The following is a 16,795-nucleotide window of genomic DNA, read 5'->3' on the forward strand; positions in this document are numbered from 1 at the left end:
GGCATGCCGGAATCGGGGTACGCCACGGCGCGGGACTCACCGTCATGCTACTTACGAGTAACCATGCTGCACAGTCCCCCCGCCCCGCGGTGAAGGTCACATCCCCGGCGTACCCCCGGATACGCCGGACGCCCTGGCCGTCGCCAGGGCGTCCGGGCCGCGTCAGGCGGCCGTGGTCAGCGCTTTCACCAGTACCGGGGTCACCTGCTCCACCTGCCAGGGGCGGGCGCCATAGCCGGTGAGCGCCTCGGCCACCGTGTCGGCGGTGGGCGGGCCGGGCGGCTCCCAGCACAGCCGGCGCACCGTGTCCGGAGTGATCAGGTTCTCCTGGGGCATGGTCAGCCGCTCGGCCAGTTCGGTCACCGCGGCCCGCGCCGCGGCCAGCCGGGCGGCGGCGGCCGGGTCCTTGTCGGCCCAGGCGCGCGGCGGGGGCGGCCCGGTCAGCGGCTGGCCCGGCTGCGGCAGCTCCGACTCCGGCAGCGCCCGGGCCCGGTCGATGGCCGCCTGCCACTGCTCCAGCTGACGGCGGCCCATCCGGTGCCCGAAGCCCGGCAGCGCCGCCAGGGCGTTGACATTGGCGGGCAGGCCGAGCGCGGCCTCGATGATGGCGCCGTCCCCCAGCACCTTGCCGGGCGAGACATCCCGGCGCCGGGCGATCTGGTCCCGTACCGTCCACAGCTCGCGCACCACGGCCATCTGCCGGCGGCGGCGGACCTTGTGCATGCCGGAGGTGCGGCGCCAGGGGTCCTTGCGCGGCGGGGCGGGAGGCGCGGCGGCGATGGCCGCGAACTCCTGGCGGGCCCAGTCGAGTTTGCCCTGCCGGTCCAGCTCGGTCTCCAGCGCGTCCCGCAGGTCCACCAGCAGCTCCACGTCCAGCGCGGCATAGCGCAGCCAGGGCTCGGGCAGCGGGCGGGTGGACCAGTCCACGGCGGAGTGGCCCTTCTCCAGGGCGTAGCCCAGCACCTTCTCCACCATGGCGCCGAGCCCCACCCGGGCGAAACCGGCCAGCCGCCCGGCCAGCTCGGTGTCGAACAGCCGGGTGGGCGTCATCCCTATCTCCCGCAGACAGGGCAGATCCTGGGTGGCGGCGTGCAGCACCCACTCGGCGTCGGCGATGGCCTCGCCCAGCGTGGAGAGGTCGGGGCAGCCCACCGGGTCGATCAGGGCGGACCCGGCGCCGTCGCGGCGCAGCTGAACCAGATAGGCGCGCTGGCCGTAGCGGTAGCCGGAGGCGCGCTCGGCGTCCACGGCCACCGGGCCGGTGCCGGCCGAGAAGGCGGCCACGATATTGGCCAGGGCATTGGCGTCCGCCGCGACCGGCGGAATGCCCTCGCGTGGCTCCAGTAGCGGGATCGGCGCCGTTTCGACGTCGTCCGGGGGGCCGCCCCCGGGGGTTCGCAGTGATGGGTCTGCTGCGGTCTCTTGGGCGTCGGTCACCCGTCAAGGGTATCCGGGGATGCCGGACGCCCGCCGACGGAACGTTCCGTCGGCGGGCGTCGGGGGTGCGGCGGGCCCGGCGGGCTCAGTGGATGATGCCGGTGCGCAGGGCCACCGCCACCATGCCGGCCCGGTCGCCGGTGCCCAGCTTGCGGGCGATCCGGGCCAGGTGGCTCTTCACGGTGAGCGCGGACAGGCCCATGGAGACGCCGATGGCCTTGTTGGACTGGCCCTCCGCAACCAGCCGCAAGACCTCGACCTCCCGGCCGGACAGTTCCCGGTAGCCGCCGGGGTGGCCGGGTGCACCGGGCGGGCGGCGCTGCATCCGGGCCGCGGCGGCGCCGATGGGGGAGAGGCCGGGGCGGCCGGGGATGCCGAGGTTGGTGCGGGTGCCGGTGACGACATAGCCCTTGACGCCGCCGGCCAGGGCGTTGCGCACCGCGCCGATGTCATCGGCGGCGGACAGGGCCAGGCCGTTGGGCCAGCCCGCGGCGCGGGTCTCGGACAGCAGGGTCAGGCCGGAGCCGTCGGGGAGGTGGACATCGGCCACGCAGATGTCGCGGGGGCTGCCGATGCGGGGGCGGGCTTCGGCGATGGACGAGGCCTCGATCACATCGCGTACGCCGAGGGCCCAGAGATGGCGGGTGACGGTCGAGCGGACCCGCGGGTCGGCGACGACCACCATGGCGGTCGGTTTGGTCGGGCGGTAGGCGAGGCTCGCCGGTTGCTCGAGGAGAACGGACACCAGGCCTCCAGGGGGAGTGGCGGGGACGGGTGCCGACTTGTGGGTAAGCCGGGGCGATCCGTACAGGAAGGGTCACAAGCTCCTTCGGCAGTCAAACCGCCCGGCTTTAGGGAATGATCACGAATTAGTGAGTAACAATTCGGGCAATTCGGACCACTGTCCGGTCCGGGAGCCGGTCCCGGGTCCGGGGAAGACGCCCTGCTCAGCGGCTCTGTGGCCCCCGCCGCTGAGGGAGCGTCACAATCCCCGCCTCGGGGGCGCCGCCCGGCGGCAGCCCCGCGATCTGGCACAGCAGATCGCACCAGGCCGCCAGGTGCGCCGCGGTGTCCGGCGCGGGGTGCGTCTCGCCGATGCCCTTGGGCTCCACCGGCGACCAGGAGGCCCGGATCTCGATCTGGGTGGACGGCCGGCGCTCGCGCAGCCCGCCGAAGTAGTGCGAACCGGCCCGGGTCACCGTGCCGCTGGGCGCCGCATAGGGCACCCGGCGCGCCTCCAGCGCCCCGGTCAGCCAGGACCAGCACACCTCGGGCAGCAGCGGGTCGGCCGCCATCTCCTCCTCCAGATCGGCGTGGACCAGGGTCACCAGCCGGAAGGTCCCGCCCCAGGCCTCATGGCCGGCCGGATCGTGCAGCAGGATCAGCCGCCCGTCCGCCAGCTCCTGGTCGTCCACCACGACCGCCGCTTCCAGCGCGTAGGAGTACGGGGCGAGCCGCTGGGGCGGCGGGGTCGCGTCGAGCTCGATCTCCGGCCGCAGGAGCACACCCTGCAGACCGGCGACCGCCTGCCGGAAGACGGACGGGGAACCCTCCCCACCCACGTCGTCCGGACCGTCCGAGTGGTGTCCGTGCGCCGCAGCCATGCCCGGAAGACTAGGCGGAAGCGCCCGCGGTTCCAGGTAGGGACACCACACGGCGGGTCACTCGTTCGGCCCGTGCGAAGATTTGGGACATGAGTGAGCGCAGCCAGCAGCAGACGGGTCGCACCGCGGCACACGATTCGGCGTTTCTGAGGGCGTGCCGGCGCGAGCCCGTGCCGCACACACCGGTGTGGTTCATGCGCCAGGCCGGGCGCTCGCTGCCCGAGTTCCGCAAGGTGCGCGAGGGCATCGCGATGCTGGACTCCTGTATGCGGCCGGAGCTGGTCACCGAGATCACCCTGCAGCCGGTGCGCCGCCACAATGTGGACGCGGCGGTCTTCTACAGCGACATCGTGGTGCCGCTCAAGGCCATCGGGATCGAGCTGGACATCAAGCCGGGCGTCGGCCCGGTGGTGGAGCGGCCCTTCCGCAGCCGCGCCGACCTTGAGCGGCTGCGGCCGCTGGAGGCCGGGGATGTCTCCTATGTCACCGAGGCGGTGCGGATGCTCACCGCCGAGCTGGGGGCCACCCCGCTGATCGGCTTCGCGGGCGCGCCCTTCACGCTGGCCAGCTATCTGGTGGAGGGCGGCCCCTCGCGCAACCATGAGCACACCAAGGCGCTGATGTACGGCGATCCGGAGCTGTGGACCGAGCTGGTGGACCGGCTCGCGGACATCTCCGCCGCCTTCCTCAAGGTGCAGATCGAGGCGGGTGCCTCGGCGGTGCAGCTCTTCGACTCCTGGGCCGGGGCGCTGGCCCCCGCCGACTACCGGCGGCTGGTGATGCCCGCCTCGGCCAAGGTCTTCGACGCCGTGGCCGGGTATGACGTGCCGCGCATCCACTTCGGGGTGGGTACGGGCGAGCTGCTGGGGCTGCTGGGCGAGGCCGGCGCCGATGTGGTGGGCGTGGACTGGCGGGTTCCGCTGGACGAGGCCGCCCGGCGGGTGGGCCCGGGCAAGGCCTTGCAGGGGAACCTGGACCCGGCGGTGCTGTTCGCTCCGCGGGCCGCGGTGGAGGCCAAGACGGACGAGGTGCTCCGGGCCGCCCGCGGCCTGGAGGGGCATGTCTTCAACCTGGGGCATGGCGTACTGCCGGACACCGACCCGCAGGCGCTGACGCACCTGGTGGAGTACGTCCACGAGCGGACGGCGCGCTAGCGCGGGTCTTTTGGGGGCGCGGGGAACTGCGCGACCGGCCCCCACCGGGCCGCACCCGGCGATGAAACGGCGTCTGCCCACGACCCTTGGTGTTCGGCTGCGGGCTGTCGGTGGCTGGTCGCGCAGTTCGCCGCGCCCCTTAGGGGGCGGCCTAGTCGCGTTCCAGGATCAGGGCCTGGCCCTGGCCCACGCCGATGCAGAGGGCTGCCAGGCCGACGCCGGACCCGGCCGCGGCCAGCTGGTGGGCCAGGGCGCCCGCCAGCCGGGCGCCGGAGCAGCCCAGGGGGTGGCCGATGGCGATGGCCCCGCCGCGCTGGTTGACGATGCCGGGGTCCAGCTCCGGCCACTCGGCGAAGCAGCCCAGGGCCTGGGCGGCGAAGGCCTCGTTGAGCTCCACATGGGTCAGGTCGGAGAAGGAGCGGCCCGCCTTGGCCAGGGCGCGGCGGACCGCCTCGACCGGGCCGAGGCCGTACAGATCGGGCTCGATGCCGGTGGCCGCCGAGGCGCGGATCCGGGCCAGGGGCTCCCGGCCGGTGGCCCTCAGCCCCTCCTCGTCACAGAGCAGCAGCGCGGCCGCACCGTCGTTGAGCGGGGAGGAGTTGCCCGCGGTGACCGTGCCCCCCTCGGTGCGGAAGGCGGGCTTCAGCTTGGCCAGGGCCTCGGCGGAAGTGCTGTCGCGGATGGTCTCGTCACGCGGCAGGTCCACCCCCGGCACCGGTACCACCTCGGCCGCGTAGACGCCCTCCCGCCAGGCCCGGGCCGCCTTCTGATGGCTCGCCAGGGCGAAGGCGTCCTGCCGCTCCCGGCTGATGCCATGCTTCTCGGCGATCAGTTCGGCGCCCTCGCCCAGCGAGACCGTCCAGCGCGGCGGCATCTTGGGGTTGGTCAGCCGCCAGCCCAGAGTGGTGGAGAACAACTGCTGGTGGCCCGCGGGGAAGCCGCGCTCCGGCTTGGCCAGCACATAGGGGGCGCGGCTCATCGACTCCACGCCCCCGGCGACCACCACCGAGGCGTCGCCCAGGGCGATGGCCCGGTACGCCTGGACCACCGCCTCCAGGCCGGAGGCGCACAGCCGGTTGACGGTGGCACCGGGCACCGACACCGGAAGCCCGGCCAGCAGCACCGCCATCCGCGCCACATTGCGGTTCTCCTCGCCCGCCCCATTGGCATTGCCCAGCACCACATCGTCGATCCGGGCCGGGTCCAGCGCGGGCGACCGGCCGACCAGGGCGCCCAGGACATGCGCGGCCAGGTCGTCGGGCCGTACCGAGGCCAGCGCGCCGCCGTACTTGCCGACCGGGGTACGGACGGCATCGACGATGTACACATCCCGGATGCGGTCGTTCATGGGGTCTCCGTAAACGCTCGGGGCCGTTGATCGCGCTGGCGGCGAGTCTTTGCGCCCGGCGAGGGGCTGTCAATGGGGTGCCGACGGCCGGTTTCCGGCGGTCTGAGACAGTGGGGCCATGAACGCAGCGCACCCTCACCGGCCCCGGGTGGCCGTCATCGGCGGTGGCATCTCGGGCCTGGCGGCGGCGTACCGCCTGGTGACGGGCGGCGCCGAGGTCACCGTGCTGGAGAGCGAGACCCGCCTGGGCGGCAAGCTGCTGGCCGGCGAGATCGCGGGTGTGCCGGTGGACCTGGGCGCCGAGGCCATGCTGGCCCGCCGCCCGGAGGCGGTGGAGCTGGCCCGCGCGGTGGGCCTGGCGGACAGCCTCCAGCCGCCCGCCGCCGCCGGGGCCCGGGTGTGGACCCGGGGCGGGCTGCGGCCGCTGCCCCAGGGCCATCTGATGGGCGTCCCCGGCGACCTGGCCCCGCTGGCCGCCTCCGGAGTGATCTCCGAGGCGGGCCTGGCGCGGATGGCCCGGGAGACCGAGCTGCCGGGCACCGAGCTGGGCGAGGACGTGGCCATTGGCGCCCTGGTCGCCGAGCGGTTCGGCCGCGAGGTGGTGGACCGCCTGGTGGAGCCGCTGCTGGGCGGGGTGTACGCGGGCGACGCCTACCGGATCTCCATGCGGGCGGCGGTGCCCGCCCTGTTCGCGGCCGCCCGCCGCCACCCCTCGCTGACCGAGGCGGTACGCGCGGTGCAGGCCGCCGCGCCCGCCCGCGGCGGCCCGGTGTTCATGGGCATCGACGGCGGCGTCGGCCGGCTGCCGCTGGCGGTCGCCGAGGCGGTGCGCCGGGCGGGCGGCGAGATCCGTACCGGTGCCCCGGTACGCGCCCTCACCCGGCTCCCCGGGGGCTGGCGGCTGGACCTGGGCGACGCGTATCTGACCGCCGACGCGGTGGTGCTGGCCACCCCGGCCGGGGCCGCCGCCCGGCTGCTGGACACAACGGCCCCGGCCGCCGCCGGGGAGCTGGCCGCCGTGGAGTACGCCTCCATGGCGCTGGTCACCCTGGCCTTCCGCCGCTCCGAGGTGGCCCATCTGCTGGACGGCAGCGGCTTCCTGGTGCCCCCGGTGGACGGCCGGAAGATCAAGGCGTCCACCTTCGCCGCCAACAAGTGGGGCTGGATCGCCTCGGCCGACCCGGATGTCTTTGTGCTGCGCACTTCGCTGGGCCGCTACGGGGACGAGGCCGACCTGGAGCGGGAGGACGCCGAGCTGGTGGACCTGTCGCTGAAGGACCTGGGCGAGGCGGTGGGGCTGGCCGCCCGGCCGCTGCGCAGCCGGGTCACCCGCTGGTACGGCGGGCTGCCCCAGTACCCGGTGGGCCATCTGCGGCGGGTCGCCCGGATCCGGGACGCCGTCGCCGCACTGCCCGGCCTGCGGGTGTGCGGCGCCCACTACGACGGCGTGGGCATCCCGGCCTGTATCGCCGCCGCCCACCGTGCCGCCGATGAGCTGCTCGCCACCCTGGCGGAGGGCACCGCCGGCGAGGGAGGAGAATAGAGACCATGACTGACGCCCACAAGATCCCGAATGCCGGCAAGAAGGCCAAGGACCTCAATGAGGTCATCCGCTACACCCTCTGGTCGGTGTTCAAGCTGCGCGAGGTCCTGCCCGAGAACCGCTCGGGTTACGCCGAGGAGGTCGAGGAGCTCTTCGCGCAGCTCGCCAAGGAGGACGTCACGGTGCGCGGCACCTATGACCTCTCCGGGCTGCGGGCCGACGCCGACATCATGATCTGGTGGCACTCGGAGACCTCGGACGCGCTGCAGGAGGCGTACAACCGCTTCCGCCGCACCCGCTTCGGACGGGCGCTCGAGCCGGTGTGGTCCAACATGGCGCTGCACCGTCCGGCCGAGTTCAACAAGTCGCACATCCCGGCCTTCCTGGCCGACGAGACGCCCCGCGACTATGTCTCGGTCTATCCCTTCGTCCGCTCCTACGACTGGTACCTGCTGCCCGACGAGGACCGGCGCCGGATGCTGGCCGACCACGGCAAGATGGCCCGCGGCTACCCCGATGTGCGGGCCAACACGGTGGCCTCGTTCTCGCTGGGCGACTATGAGTGGATCCTGGCCTTCGAGGCCGATGAGCTGTACCGGATCGTGGACCTGATGCGCCATCTGCGGGCGTCGGAGGCGCGGATGCATGTCCGCGAGGAGGTGCCGTTCTTCACCGGCCGCCGCAAGCCGGTGGCCGAGCTGGTGGACTCGCTGGCCTGAGGCTTCCGAGAGGCCGACGGCAGCGCGAAGGGGCCGGTGGAAACCGGCCCCTTCGCGCTGTCTTGGCGCTGTCCGGCGCTCAGGTCGCCTTGGGCTCCGGACGGCCCGCGCAGCTCGCCCGGCGTCCGGGGAGCCTGCCATTGAGCAGGTAGTCCTCGAAGTAGCGGTTCACACAGGTGTTGGGGCCGCCGCCGATGCCATGGGTGCCCGCGTTCCGCTCGGTGACCAGTGACGATCCGGACAGCCGGCGGTGCAGTTCCAGCGCGCCCTGGTAGGGCGTGGCCGCGTCCCGTTCGGCGGCCAGCAGCAGGGTGGGCGGCAGGGCCCGGCCCGCCCTGATGTCCAGCGGGCGCTGCCGGGGCTCCTGCCAGAAGGCGCAGGGCAGGTTCATAAAGGCGTTGTTCCAGGTCTCGAAGGGCGCCCGGCGGGCGAGCCGGTCATTGTCCCGGTCCCAGACCTTCCAGGACCGCGGCCAGGGGGCGTCATTGCACTCCACGGCGGTGTAGACGGCGTTGCCGTTCTCCGCCGAGCGGGCCCCCGCCGGGTCCGGCGCGGCGGCCGCCACCAGCGCCCGGTCGTCCCCGCGCAGATAGGCGCCCAGCATCCGGGCCGCCGGGGCCCAGCCGCTGTCGGTGTAGCCGGCCCGCAGCAGGACCGACTGCAGCTGGGCCGGTCCCACCCTGCCCCCCGCCGCCCTGCGGCCCAGCCGCTCGATGGCCTTCTCATAGGACTCCAGCACCTGCCGCTCATTGCCGCCCAGGTGGTAGAGGGAGTCGTGCTTGGCCGCCCAGCGGCGCCAGTCGGCGAAGCGCCGCTCGAAGGCGGCGGACTGGTCGAGGTTGTTCTGGTACCAGATCTTGCGCGGGTCCGGGTTGACCACGCTGTCGAAGACCATCCGGCGTACGTGCCCGGGGAAGAGGGTGGCGTAGACGGCCCCGAAGTAGGTGCCGTAGGAGGCCCCGACAAAGTTCAGCTGCCGCTCGCCCAGCGCGGCCCGCAGGACGTCCAAGTCCCGGGCGTTGTTGAGGCTGTTGAAGAACCGCAGATCGTTCCCGGCCTTGCGGAGGCAGCCCCGGGCGTAGTCCCGGGCCTGGTCGCGCCGGTGCTTTTTGTAGGCGGCCGAGGGGTGTTCGGGGGAGTCGCTCGGCGCCTTGTCGATGGTGCCGGGCTCGGCGCAGTAGAGGGGGGCGGAGCGGCCGACGCCGCGCGGGGCGTAGCCGATGAAGTCATAGGCCTCGGCCAGCTTGCGCCAGGAGGAGAGCCCGGCCAGCAGTGGGAAGATCATGCCGGAGCCGCCGGGGCCGCCGGGGTTGAAGAACAGCGCGCCCTGATACTCCGAGCGGCCGCCGGTGGCCCGGCCGCGGCTGACGGTGAGGGAGATCTGCTTGCCATTGGGGCGGCTGTAGTCCAGGGGTACGGAGACGGTGCCGCACCGGACGGAGGCGGGCAGCCCCTCGGCGGCGGGGCAGGAGCGGAAGTCCACGCCCCGTTCGGCGGCCCGCTCGGCGGCCACGGCCACGCCACGGGCCTCGGCGGGGCTGTCCGGGGACAGAAAGCCGGGTTGGGTGCTGTGCACGGGAGGGGCGGTGAGGGCGGTGAGCCCGGTGAGGATCAAGGATCCGACGGTTCCGTACAGGGCTGCTGCTCTCACTGAGGGTGTCCCTTCCTGTCCGATGCGACAAAAGGGATATTTGATCGGGGGGTTGGTGAAGTAAAGCACCGCCTCGCCGGATCGGCCGCAATGGTCCGCTAACGGACACTTGCGGGTGACCGATCCGGAAACGGGTTGCGGAGCGGGCCGGGAAGCGGCTCAAATCCGTTGCCGGTGAGGCCGGGTGGCGAGTGCGGCGCGCAGTCCCGGGTCGGCTACGGCCCGGTGGCCGCGTATCGCGAGGAGGATGAGCACGTCCTGCTCGGCGTCGGTGGTACGGGGCCGGGTGGCCGCCTCGGCCAGCAGCCGCTGCCCGGCGGGGGAGGCCCAGCGGGTGTGCGGAGGGGCGTCGAACAGCGCCAGCGCCAGACAGCCGGCGGTCAGCACCAGCGGCAGTGCGAACCAGCCGGCCGCCTGGCCGCGTGCCTCGCCCGGCGGCAGGGTCAGCACCGCCGCCGCGCCGGTGGCCAGGACAAGGGCGCAGGCGCCACGCATCTGGCCGACCGCCGCGGCCTGTTCCCGGCGGTGCTGGGCGGGCACCGCGAGACCGGCCGCGGTCAGCCGGTCCGCGAGCGCCGTCATCGCCGCGGTGCGCCGGTGCTCGGCCCGTACCCGGGACACGGGGGACTGGCCGTCCGGGCCGATCGCGCGGATCAGTGAGCGCTCCAGGTCGTCCAGGTCGTCCTGGCCGTCCGGGTCGATCACGGTCGCCCAGCCGGTGTGGGCCAGCAGCAGCCGGCGCCGGCGGGACATGGCGGTCAGCAGGAGGTCGGTGACTCGTTGCGGGCCGCCGGCGAGGTATGCCGTCTCATACAGGGTCAGCGGCGGGGCGGGGGCGCGGTCGCCCGCGGTGGTTCCGGTTATGGCTGCGGCGGCGGCAGCCGCTCGGCACAGGCGTCCGCAGGAGGGCAGGACTGCCGCCCAGGCGGCCAGCAGAAGGACGACCCACATAGGGGTGTTCTACGCCGCCGGACCCGCCGGCGCAGCGGGTTCCCTCCGAATGGCGCGGCCCAACTGCCGCCGGACCGCCGGGGGTTGCGTTTCCGGGAGCGTGGTGTGGGTGGCTGGTCGTGCCCGTGCGGCGGGCCGGTTTTGCGCCTCGCGGAGGCCGGGCCCCTCAAGGGGTGCTGGTGGAATCCAGGGTGCGCAGGTTGTCCAGGAGGGTCTGGTTCGCGTCTTCGGAGAGTTCGCGGATGGCCGTGTTGTGGGTGGCGGCGCGGATGCGGCCGGTCAGGGTGAACAGCTCGCCCTGGGACCGGCGCAGGGAGGTCAGGAACTCGTGGTCGAAGGCGGCCCCGTGCGCTCCGGCCAGCCGGGCCAGGGTGGCGCGCCGGGCGGCGGAGGGACGGTCGGGAAGGGGCAGGCCCAGGCGGTCAGCGGTGCGGTCGGTGTGCCGGTCCAGGGCGTCGCCGGCCTCGGCCAGCCGCTCCCCGGCCCGCCGCACCGCGGCCGTGCCGCCCTGCCGTCCGGCCCGCCGCTCGGCGGGCAGCTGCCAGCGGCCGTCCTGGCGCAGCCGGATGACGAAGTACCGGTCGGCGGCGGACAGCGGGCCATAGCGGGTGGCCGCCGTCCGCGCGGTGAGGCCGGCGGCCGGATCGGTGCCGGTGCGGTCCCGGTAGGACCAGACGGGGAACAGCAGCGCGGCCGCGGTGGCCAGCAGGGCGATGGCGATCAGCCCGGTGCCGGCGCCGGTACGTATGCCAGAGCGCATGGGGCCTCCTAGTGCGCACCGCACGCTAGCCGCCCCGCACCGCTCCCCGGGCGGCTTTGGCGCAGCCGGCCCGGGACCGGCTCTGGTGAGGCCCCGCGATCGGGGGGACGTCGCGGGGCCTCGTACGGTGAACGGACGGCGGGCCGGGTTGGTTCCCGCTCCACTGCGGCAAGATGGCGCATGGGGGTGATGGCGTGCGAGAGCGGCCGAAGGGGAAGAGCGGCGCCAACGGCAAGGGGTACGACCCGGAACGGCTCTTCCTGCCTCCGGACGACGATCTGGCCCCCAACCGCCCCGGCGAGACCCTGCGCGTCCGGCTGGACGCCGACCCGCGCTCCCGGCCCGCCCTGGCCCTGGCCCGGCTGCTGGGCCACCGGCCGGTACAGGACCACTGGCGCCGCCTGCTGGCCGCCGAACAGCAGGTGGGTACGGCCCTGGAGGAGCTCACTCCCGGCGGCTGGGAGGTGCTGCACTCCATCGCGCTCCCCGGCGACGCGCGCATCGCCCATCTGCTGATCGGCCCCGGCGGTGTCTTCGGCATCGGCGCCGAGCCGGTGCGCCGGGCCCGGGTGAGCGTGGACGCCGAGCTGCTGTACGTCCCCGGTGAACGGGACCCACGCCCCAGCCTGCGCCGCGCCCGGCAGAACGCGGCCCGCGCGGCCCAGGTGCTCTCCCAGGGCTGCGGGTTCCCGGTGCCGGTACGGGCGGTGGTGGTGCTGGTCGGCACCGCCCGCCCGGATGTGTCGGCCGCGCCGGAGGACGTCCGGGTGCTCACCCGCCACCAGTTGCCCGCCCTGGGCACGCTGGGCGGGGTGCTGCGCCCGGAACGGGTGGACCGCATCCACACGGTGGCCCGCAACCGCCGGGTGTGGCTGTGGGGGTGACGGGCCGGGGCGGGTCGTTTGTGGCAGCCCCTCGCCCCTGAAAGCGCCCTTTGGGCGTGGGGTGCGTGGTAGTCCGCGGGGCGACGGTGGTTGCTCGCGCAGTTCCCCGCGCCCTGGGGCGCGGGGCGTACACATGGTGCGGCTCCGCCGCGGGGGCGCGACCAGCCCATGACGGCCCGGGCGTGAAGACGATGCCCGGCCCGGCCGAACGGGTGACATACCGTCAGATGAGCTGTCGGACCCCCTAGCATGACGGCCGGATCGGGCCGTCGAAAGCGGGAGGCCGGCTATGCGAGCGGGTGCCGGGAGGGTGCCGGGGTCGCCCGGGCGCCGGGCGGGCCGTCGCCGCGCCCTGGCCCTCGCCCTGCTGGCGCTCGCCACCTGCGCCGCCCCGGCCCGTCCGCCGGGCAAGCCCCCAGCCACCACGGCGGCCACGGCAGACACGACGGCCACGACAGGCACCGCACCCACGGTGGACGCCAAAGACACTGTGGACGCCCAAGACACCGTGGACATCACCCCCGGCACCTGCGGCACCGGCTGGCAGCACCCCCGCCCCGGCCCCCAGCGGTTCGCCCTGCGCAATGGCGCCGCCGTCCCGGTGGACGCCCGGCTCACCGACCCCCGCACCGGAGCGGTCTATGGCGAGGTGGAGGGCGTCGCCCCCGGCACCACCCGCCCGCTGCGCGTCCGGCTGGGGGCCGGAAGTTATGCCTTCGCCTGCCTGCCGGAGGACGGCGATGCCGTCACCGGCCCCGTGGTGCGCCTCGGCGGTCATGCCGCACCGGGCCCCGCCGCCCGCCCCGTCACCCGGGCCGAGCTCATTCCGGCCACCCTGGACTACCAGCGCTGGACCGCCCGGCAACTGGCCGGGCTCGCCCGGGCCACCGCCGCCCTGCGCACCGCGATCGACCATGGCGACCGGGCCGCCGCCCGCCGCGCCTGGCTCACCGCCCACCTCGGCTATGCCCGCCTGGGCGGCGCCTATGGCGCCTTCGGCGCGGCCGGGCGGGCCGTGGACGGCACCACGGCGGGCCTGCCCGGCGGCGTCCATGACCCCCGCTTCACCGGCTTCCACCGCCTGGAGTACGGGCTGTGGCACGGCGAGGACGGCCCTGCCCTGCGCCGCTGTGCCGCCCGGCTGGACGCCGACGTCCGGGCCCTGGGCCGGACCTGGGACCAGACCCGGCCTGCCCCGGAAGCCCTGGTGCGCCGCGTCCAGGAAATCCCGGAGGACACCCTGCACCTGGAGCTCGCCGGCCGCACCGACTACGGCAGCGGCACCGGACGGGCCACCGCTGGCGCCCAACTCGACGCCACCGAGCGGGTATTGGAGCCACTGGTGCCGCTGTTGCGCACCCGCTACCCGGGCCTTGCGGAGCTCCGGCGCCGTCTGGCCCGTACCCGCCGGGACCTGGAGCACGCCCAACACCGGCGGCTGGACGCCGACTTCGGGGATCTGGTGGAGCGGCTGGCCGAGGTCGCCGCAGTGTGCGCGGTACGGAGGGCGGCATGAGCCCGGTACCCCGCCGCGGCTTCCTCCACGGGGTGGCCGCCGCCGCGCTCCCCGCCGCGCTCCCTGACCCGGTTCCCGCCCCGCTGCCCGCCCCGCTCGCCGGGCGGCCGCCCGGCCCGCCGCCGTTCCATGGGCGGCACCAGGCGGCCGTACTCACCCCGCCCGCCCGCTGCACCGCCTTCACCGCCCTGGATGTCACCGCCGGCAACCGGGCCGAACTTGCCGAACTGCTGCGCACCTTGACCGAACGGGCCCGGCTGCTGACCGCCGGCCGGGCCCCGGACCCGGCCGGTATCACCGCCCCGCCCGCCGACTCCGGGCTGCTCGGCCCGGACCTGGCGCCGCGGACCCCGGTGTCCCTCACCCTGTCCCTGGGCGCCTCGCTGTTCGACCACCGCTTCGGACTGGCCGCCCGCGCCCCGCGCCGGCTGCGCGCCATGCCGGTCTTCCCCGATGACGATCTCGATCCCGCCTGGTGCCATGGCGACCTGGGCCTGCAACTGTGCGCCGACAGCCCGGACATCGTGCTGCACGCCCTGCGCGACCTCACCCGCCACACCCGGGGCGCCATGCAGATCCGCTGGCGCCTGGACGGCTTCACCGCCCCGCCCCGCCCCAGCGGCACCCCCCGCAACCTCTTCGGCTTCAAGGACGGCATCGCCAACCCCGAGGTGCGCGACGCCCGGCTGATGGACCGGCTGGTATGGGCCGGACCGCACTCCGGCGAGCCCGCCTGGGCGGATGGCGGCAGCTATCTGGTGGTACGGCTGATCCGGATGCGCCTGGAGTTCTGGGACCGTATCCCGCTCGCCGAACAGGAACGGATCCTGGGCCGCCAGCGGGACTCCGGCGCCCCGCTGGACGGTGACCGGGAGGACGATCCGCCGCACTACGCCCGGGACCCCAAGGGCGAGGTGATCGCGCTGGACAGCCATATCCGGCTGGCCAACCCGCGCACCCCGGCCGGCGGCGACCAGCGGCTGCTGCGCCGCTCCTACAACTACGACCGGGGCGTGGACGCGGCGGGCGAACTGGACGCGGGCATGCTCTTCTGCTGCTACCAGCAGGACCCCGAGCGGCAGTTCGCGGCCGTCCAACGCCGCCTGGCGGGCGAGCCGTTGACCGACTACATCACCCCCTTCGGCGGCGGCTACTTCTTCGCGCTGCCCGGAGTGCGGGACGGCGCCGACTGGTTCGGACGCGGCCTTGTCCACCCCACCTGACCCAGCGTCAAAGAGAGCGAGAGGGCGCATGAACGGCAGCAGAACCGGCGCGGTGCTCGCCGCCCTGGCCGTACTGGGAGCGACCGCGCTGGCCCCGGCCGACGCCCCGGCCGAGATCCCGGCCCGGACCACGACCCCGGTGAAGCACCTGGTGGTGATCTTCGGGGAGAATGTCTCCTTCGACCACTACTTCGCCACCTACCCCCGCGCCGCCAACACCGACGGCACCCCGTTCGTCCCCCGGGCCACCACCCCTGTGGAGATCGACAATCTGCGCACCGCCGGGCTGCTGGTCCGCAACCCCAACCAGTACCCGCCCCGGCGGCTGGGCGCCGGGCAGGCCATGACCTGTGACCAGAACCACTCCTACGGCCCCGAGCAGTACGCCGCGCACGGCGGGGCCGCCGACCGCTATGTGCAGAACACCGGCTCCGGCCGGTGCTCGGCCCCGCTCTTCGGCGAACCGGGGCTGGTGATGGACTACTACGACGGCAACACCGTCACCGCGCTGTGGAACTACGCCCAGCACTACGCCCTCAACGACCGTTCCTTCGGCACCACTTACGGTCCCTCCACCCCCGGCGCCGTCAACCTGGTCTCCGGCCGGACCCATGGGGTGGTCTCCACCGACCCGCGCTCGGGCACCGAACACCCCCGGCAGACCCGCCTGCCGGACCCCTCGGTGGTGGCCGCCCCCGACGCCAAGGGCACCGGCACCCTGCTGGGCGACCCCGACCCCGCCTATGACGACTGCTCCGGCGGCGACCACACCGGCCGTGGCGCGCTGGCCGCCCTGCGCGGCCGCAATATCGGAGACCTGCTCAACTCCCATGGCATCAGCTGGGGTTGGTTCCAGGGCGGGTTCCGGCCCAGCAGCCCCTGGGACGGGCGGGCCGGACATTACGCCCGCTGTTCGGGCCGTACCCACACCAACCTCGGCGGGGCCGAGGTGATCGACTACATTCCGCACCACGCGCCCTTCCAGTACTACCGCTCCACCGCCAACCCGCACCATCTGCCCCCGGCCTCCCCGGCCGAGATCGGCCACTCCGGGCCCGCCAACCACGCCTACGACCTGGCCGACTTCGACACCGCGCTGCGCGGCGGGCGGCTGCCCGCGGTGAGCTTCCTCAAGGCCGCCGCGTACCAGGACGGGCACGCGGGCTACTCGGACCCCATCGACGAACAGCACTTCCTGGTCGAGTGGCTCAACCGGATCCAGCGCTCGCCGCAGTGGCGGGACACCGCCGTGGTGATCGCCTATGACGACTCCGACGGCTGGTACGACCACGCCTATGCGCGGCCGCTGAACGGCTCCCGGATCACTTCCCGGGGGCCGGGCGGCCGGGCGCTGGACGCCCCCGCCTGCCGGACGGGTCCGGCACCGGCCGGCGGACAGCAGGGCCGCTGCGGGCCCGGGCCCCGGCTGCCGCTGCTGGTCATCTCGCCCTACAGCCGGGCCGGTGCGGTGGATCACACGCCGACCGAGCAGACCTCGGTCCTGCGCTTTATCGAGGACAACTGGGGGCTGGGGCGCCTCGGCGGGGAGTCCTTCGACGCGAGGGCCGGCACGCTGGCGAACCTCTTCGACTTCACCCGCCCCAGGGCGGGGCGGCTGTTCCTCAACCCTGACGGTTCGGTGGCCCACCAGGGGCGCGGGGCGCCCGGAACCGCTACCCGGTGCGCTCCGGCGTGCGCTCCGGCGCATACGCGTAGGACCGCCCCCGCGGCACCCGGCGCAGCACCCGCTTGCCGTGCAGGCGGGACAGGATCCGCAGCACCGTGCAGTAGGTGAGCTCCCCCGTCAGCTCGCTCTGCACCTCGCGCGGGGTGAGCGGCACCCCGGCCCGCTGCAGAGTCGCCAGCACCTCGCACTCCAGCGATCCGCTGGCGCGCCGCCGAAGCCGTGTCACCACACCGGTCGTGCCCGATCGCATCTCGTCTGGGTCCTTAGCTGTCCGGGGCGGGAAAAGTCGGTACCCGAGTGTACGGGCAGAGCGTCCCT

General features: G+C 74.3%; 14 protein-coding genes and 1 pseudogene. 7 read left to right on the plus strand and 8 right to left on the minus strand.

The window, feature by feature from the left end; all coding sequences use genetic code 11:
* Positions 1-162 precede the first annotated feature (162 nt).
* The 3 genes from CV755_RS06065 to CV755_RS06075 all read right to left on the minus strand — a co-directional run bounded on the left by CV755_RS06065 (position 163) and on the right by CV755_RS06075 (position 3,041).
* On the minus strand, positions 163-1,437 hold the full coding sequence (locus tag CV755_RS06065; RefSeq protein ID WP_109279121.1) for an HRDC domain-containing protein: 1,275 nt from the start codon (positions 1,435-1,437) through the stop codon (positions 163-165).
* A gap of 85 nt (positions 1,438-1,522) precedes the next feature.
* On the minus strand, positions 1,523-2,182 hold the full coding sequence (locus CV755_RS06070; RefSeq protein ID WP_109279122.1) for a response regulator transcription factor: 660 nt from the start codon (positions 2,180-2,182) through the stop codon (positions 1,523-1,525).
* Between the two features lie 202 nt (positions 2,183-2,384).
* A complete protein-coding gene (locus CV755_RS06075; protein WP_109279123.1) occupies positions 2,385-3,041 on the minus strand; it encodes a DUF3000 domain-containing protein in 657 nt (218 codons plus the stop codon).
* 89 nt (positions 3,042-3,130) lie between these two features.
* Here CV755_RS06075 and hemE point away from each other — a divergent pair, with 89 nt between their 5' ends.
* Positions 3,131-4,195 (plus strand): uroporphyrinogen decarboxylase, encoded by a 1,065-nt coding sequence (gene hemE / locus CV755_RS06080; protein WP_109279124.1) that lies wholly within the window; start codon positions 3,131-3,133, stop codon positions 4,193-4,195.
* 151 nt (positions 4,196-4,346) lie between these two features.
* Here hemE and CV755_RS06085 read toward each other — a convergent pair whose 3' ends face one another.
* Entirely contained in the window at positions 4,347-5,543 is a 1,197-nt protein-coding gene (locus CV755_RS06085) for a thiolase family protein (RefSeq protein WP_109279125.1), read from the minus strand.
* Positions 5,544-5,661: 118 nt separating this feature from the next.
* Between CV755_RS06085 and hemG the strand changes: the two genes are divergently transcribed.
* A complete protein-coding gene (gene hemG / locus CV755_RS06090; RefSeq protein ID WP_109279126.1) occupies positions 5,662-7,086 on the plus strand; it encodes a protoporphyrinogen oxidase in 1,425 nt (474 codons plus the stop codon).
* 5 nt (positions 7,087-7,091) lie between these two features.
* Positions 7,092-7,805 (plus strand): hydrogen peroxide-dependent heme synthase, encoded by a 714-nt coding sequence (gene hemQ / locus CV755_RS06095; RefSeq protein ID WP_109279127.1) that lies wholly within the window; start codon positions 7,092-7,094, stop codon positions 7,803-7,805.
* 79 nt (positions 7,806-7,884) lie between these two features.
* On the opposite strand, the gene CV755_RS06100 is transcribed toward hemQ, so the two are convergent.
* The 3 genes from CV755_RS06100 to CV755_RS06110 form a co-directional block, all read right to left on the minus strand.
* On the minus strand, positions 7,885-9,456 hold the full coding sequence (locus CV755_RS06100; RefSeq protein WP_109279128.1) for an alpha/beta hydrolase: 1,572 nt from the start codon (positions 9,454-9,456) through the stop codon (positions 7,885-7,887).
* A 159-nt stretch (positions 9,457-9,615) separates the two neighbouring features.
* Positions 9,616-10,407, minus strand: coding sequence for a TIGR04222 domain-containing membrane protein (locus CV755_RS06105; RefSeq protein ID WP_109279129.1), 792 nt, complete (start codon positions 10,405-10,407; stop codon positions 9,616-9,618).
* Positions 10,408-10,573: 166 nt separating this feature from the next.
* Positions 10,574-11,167, minus strand: coding sequence for a DUF4142 domain-containing protein (locus CV755_RS06110; protein ID WP_109279130.1), 594 nt, complete (start codon positions 11,165-11,167; stop codon positions 10,574-10,576).
* Between the two features lie 194 nt (positions 11,168-11,361).
* Between CV755_RS06110 and CV755_RS06115 the strand changes: the two genes are divergently transcribed.
* From CV755_RS06115 to CV755_RS06130, 4 genes are all read left to right on the plus strand, one after another.
* Positions 11,362-12,051 carry a nuclease-related domain-containing protein gene (locus CV755_RS06115; RefSeq protein WP_161968602.1) on the plus strand — a complete coding sequence of 230 codons (690 nt, stop codon included), beginning with the start codon at positions 11,362-11,364 and terminating at the stop codon, positions 12,049-12,051.
* A 310-nt stretch (positions 12,052-12,361) separates the two neighbouring features.
* Entirely contained in the window at positions 12,362-13,567 is a 1,206-nt protein-coding gene (locus CV755_RS06120) for an EfeM/EfeO family lipoprotein (RefSeq protein ID WP_241561003.1), read from the plus strand.
* Positions 13,564-14,790 carry an iron uptake transporter deferrochelatase/peroxidase subunit gene (gene efeB / locus CV755_RS06125; RefSeq protein ID WP_109279133.1) on the plus strand — a complete coding sequence of 409 codons (1,227 nt, stop codon included), beginning with the start codon at positions 13,564-13,566 and terminating at the stop codon, positions 14,788-14,790. The genes CV755_RS06120 and efeB overlap by 4 nt, the downstream gene beginning before the upstream one ends.
* Positions 14,791-14,818: 28 nt before the next feature.
* Complete coding sequence (locus tag CV755_RS06130) at positions 14,819-16,585, plus strand: phospholipase C (protein ID WP_109279134.1); 1,767 nt, start codon at positions 14,819-14,821, stop codon at positions 16,583-16,585.
* Here the strand turns inward: CV755_RS06130 and CV755_RS37075 are convergent.
* A pseudogene (locus tag CV755_RS37075) lies at positions 16,545-16,727 on the minus strand (BlaI/MecI/CopY family transcriptional regulator); the annotation flags it as partial. The gene CV755_RS06130 and the pseudogene CV755_RS37075 sit on opposite strands and share 41 nt — an antisense overlap.
* Between the last annotated feature and the right edge of the window lie 68 nt (positions 16,728-16,795).

The organism is Streptomyces orinoci (genome assembly GCF_003121295.1).
GTDB lineage: Bacteria > Actinomycetota > Actinomycetes > Streptomycetales > Streptomycetaceae > Streptomyces > Streptomyces orinoci.

Bases quoted from the DNA above. Each gene is read 5' to 3' on its own strand.
- hemQ (WP_109279127.1), top strand. From the start codon at position 7,092: ATGACTGACGCCCACAAGATCCCGAATGCCGGCAAGAAGGCCAAGGAC.
- CV755_RS06075 (WP_109279123.1), bottom strand. From the start codon at position 3,041: ATGGCTGCGGCGCACGGACACCACTCGGACGGTCCGGACGACGTGGGT.
- hemE (WP_109279124.1), top strand. From the start codon at position 3,131: ATGAGTGAGCGCAGCCAGCAGCAGACGGGTCGCACCGCGGCACACGAT.
- CV755_RS06130 (WP_109279134.1), top strand. From the start codon at position 14,819: ATGAACGGCAGCAGAACCGGCGCGGTGCTCGCCGCCCTGGCCGTACTG.
- efeB (WP_109279133.1), top strand. From the start codon at position 13,564: ATGAGCCCGGTACCCCGCCGCGGCTTCCTCCACGGGGTGGCCGCCGCC.
- CV755_RS06110 (WP_109279130.1), bottom strand. From the start codon at position 11,167: ATGCGCTCTGGCATACGTACCGGCGCCGGCACCGGGCTGATCGCCATC.
- CV755_RS06105 (WP_109279129.1), bottom strand. From the start codon at position 10,407: ATGTGGGTCGTCCTTCTGCTGGCCGCCTGGGCGGCAGTCCTGCCCTCC.
- CV755_RS06085 (WP_109279125.1), bottom strand. From the start codon at position 5,543: ATGAACGACCGCATCCGGGATGTGTACATCGTCGATGCCGTCCGTACC.
- hemG (WP_109279126.1), top strand. From the start codon at position 5,662: ATGAACGCAGCGCACCCTCACCGGCCCCGGGTGGCCGTCATCGGCGGT.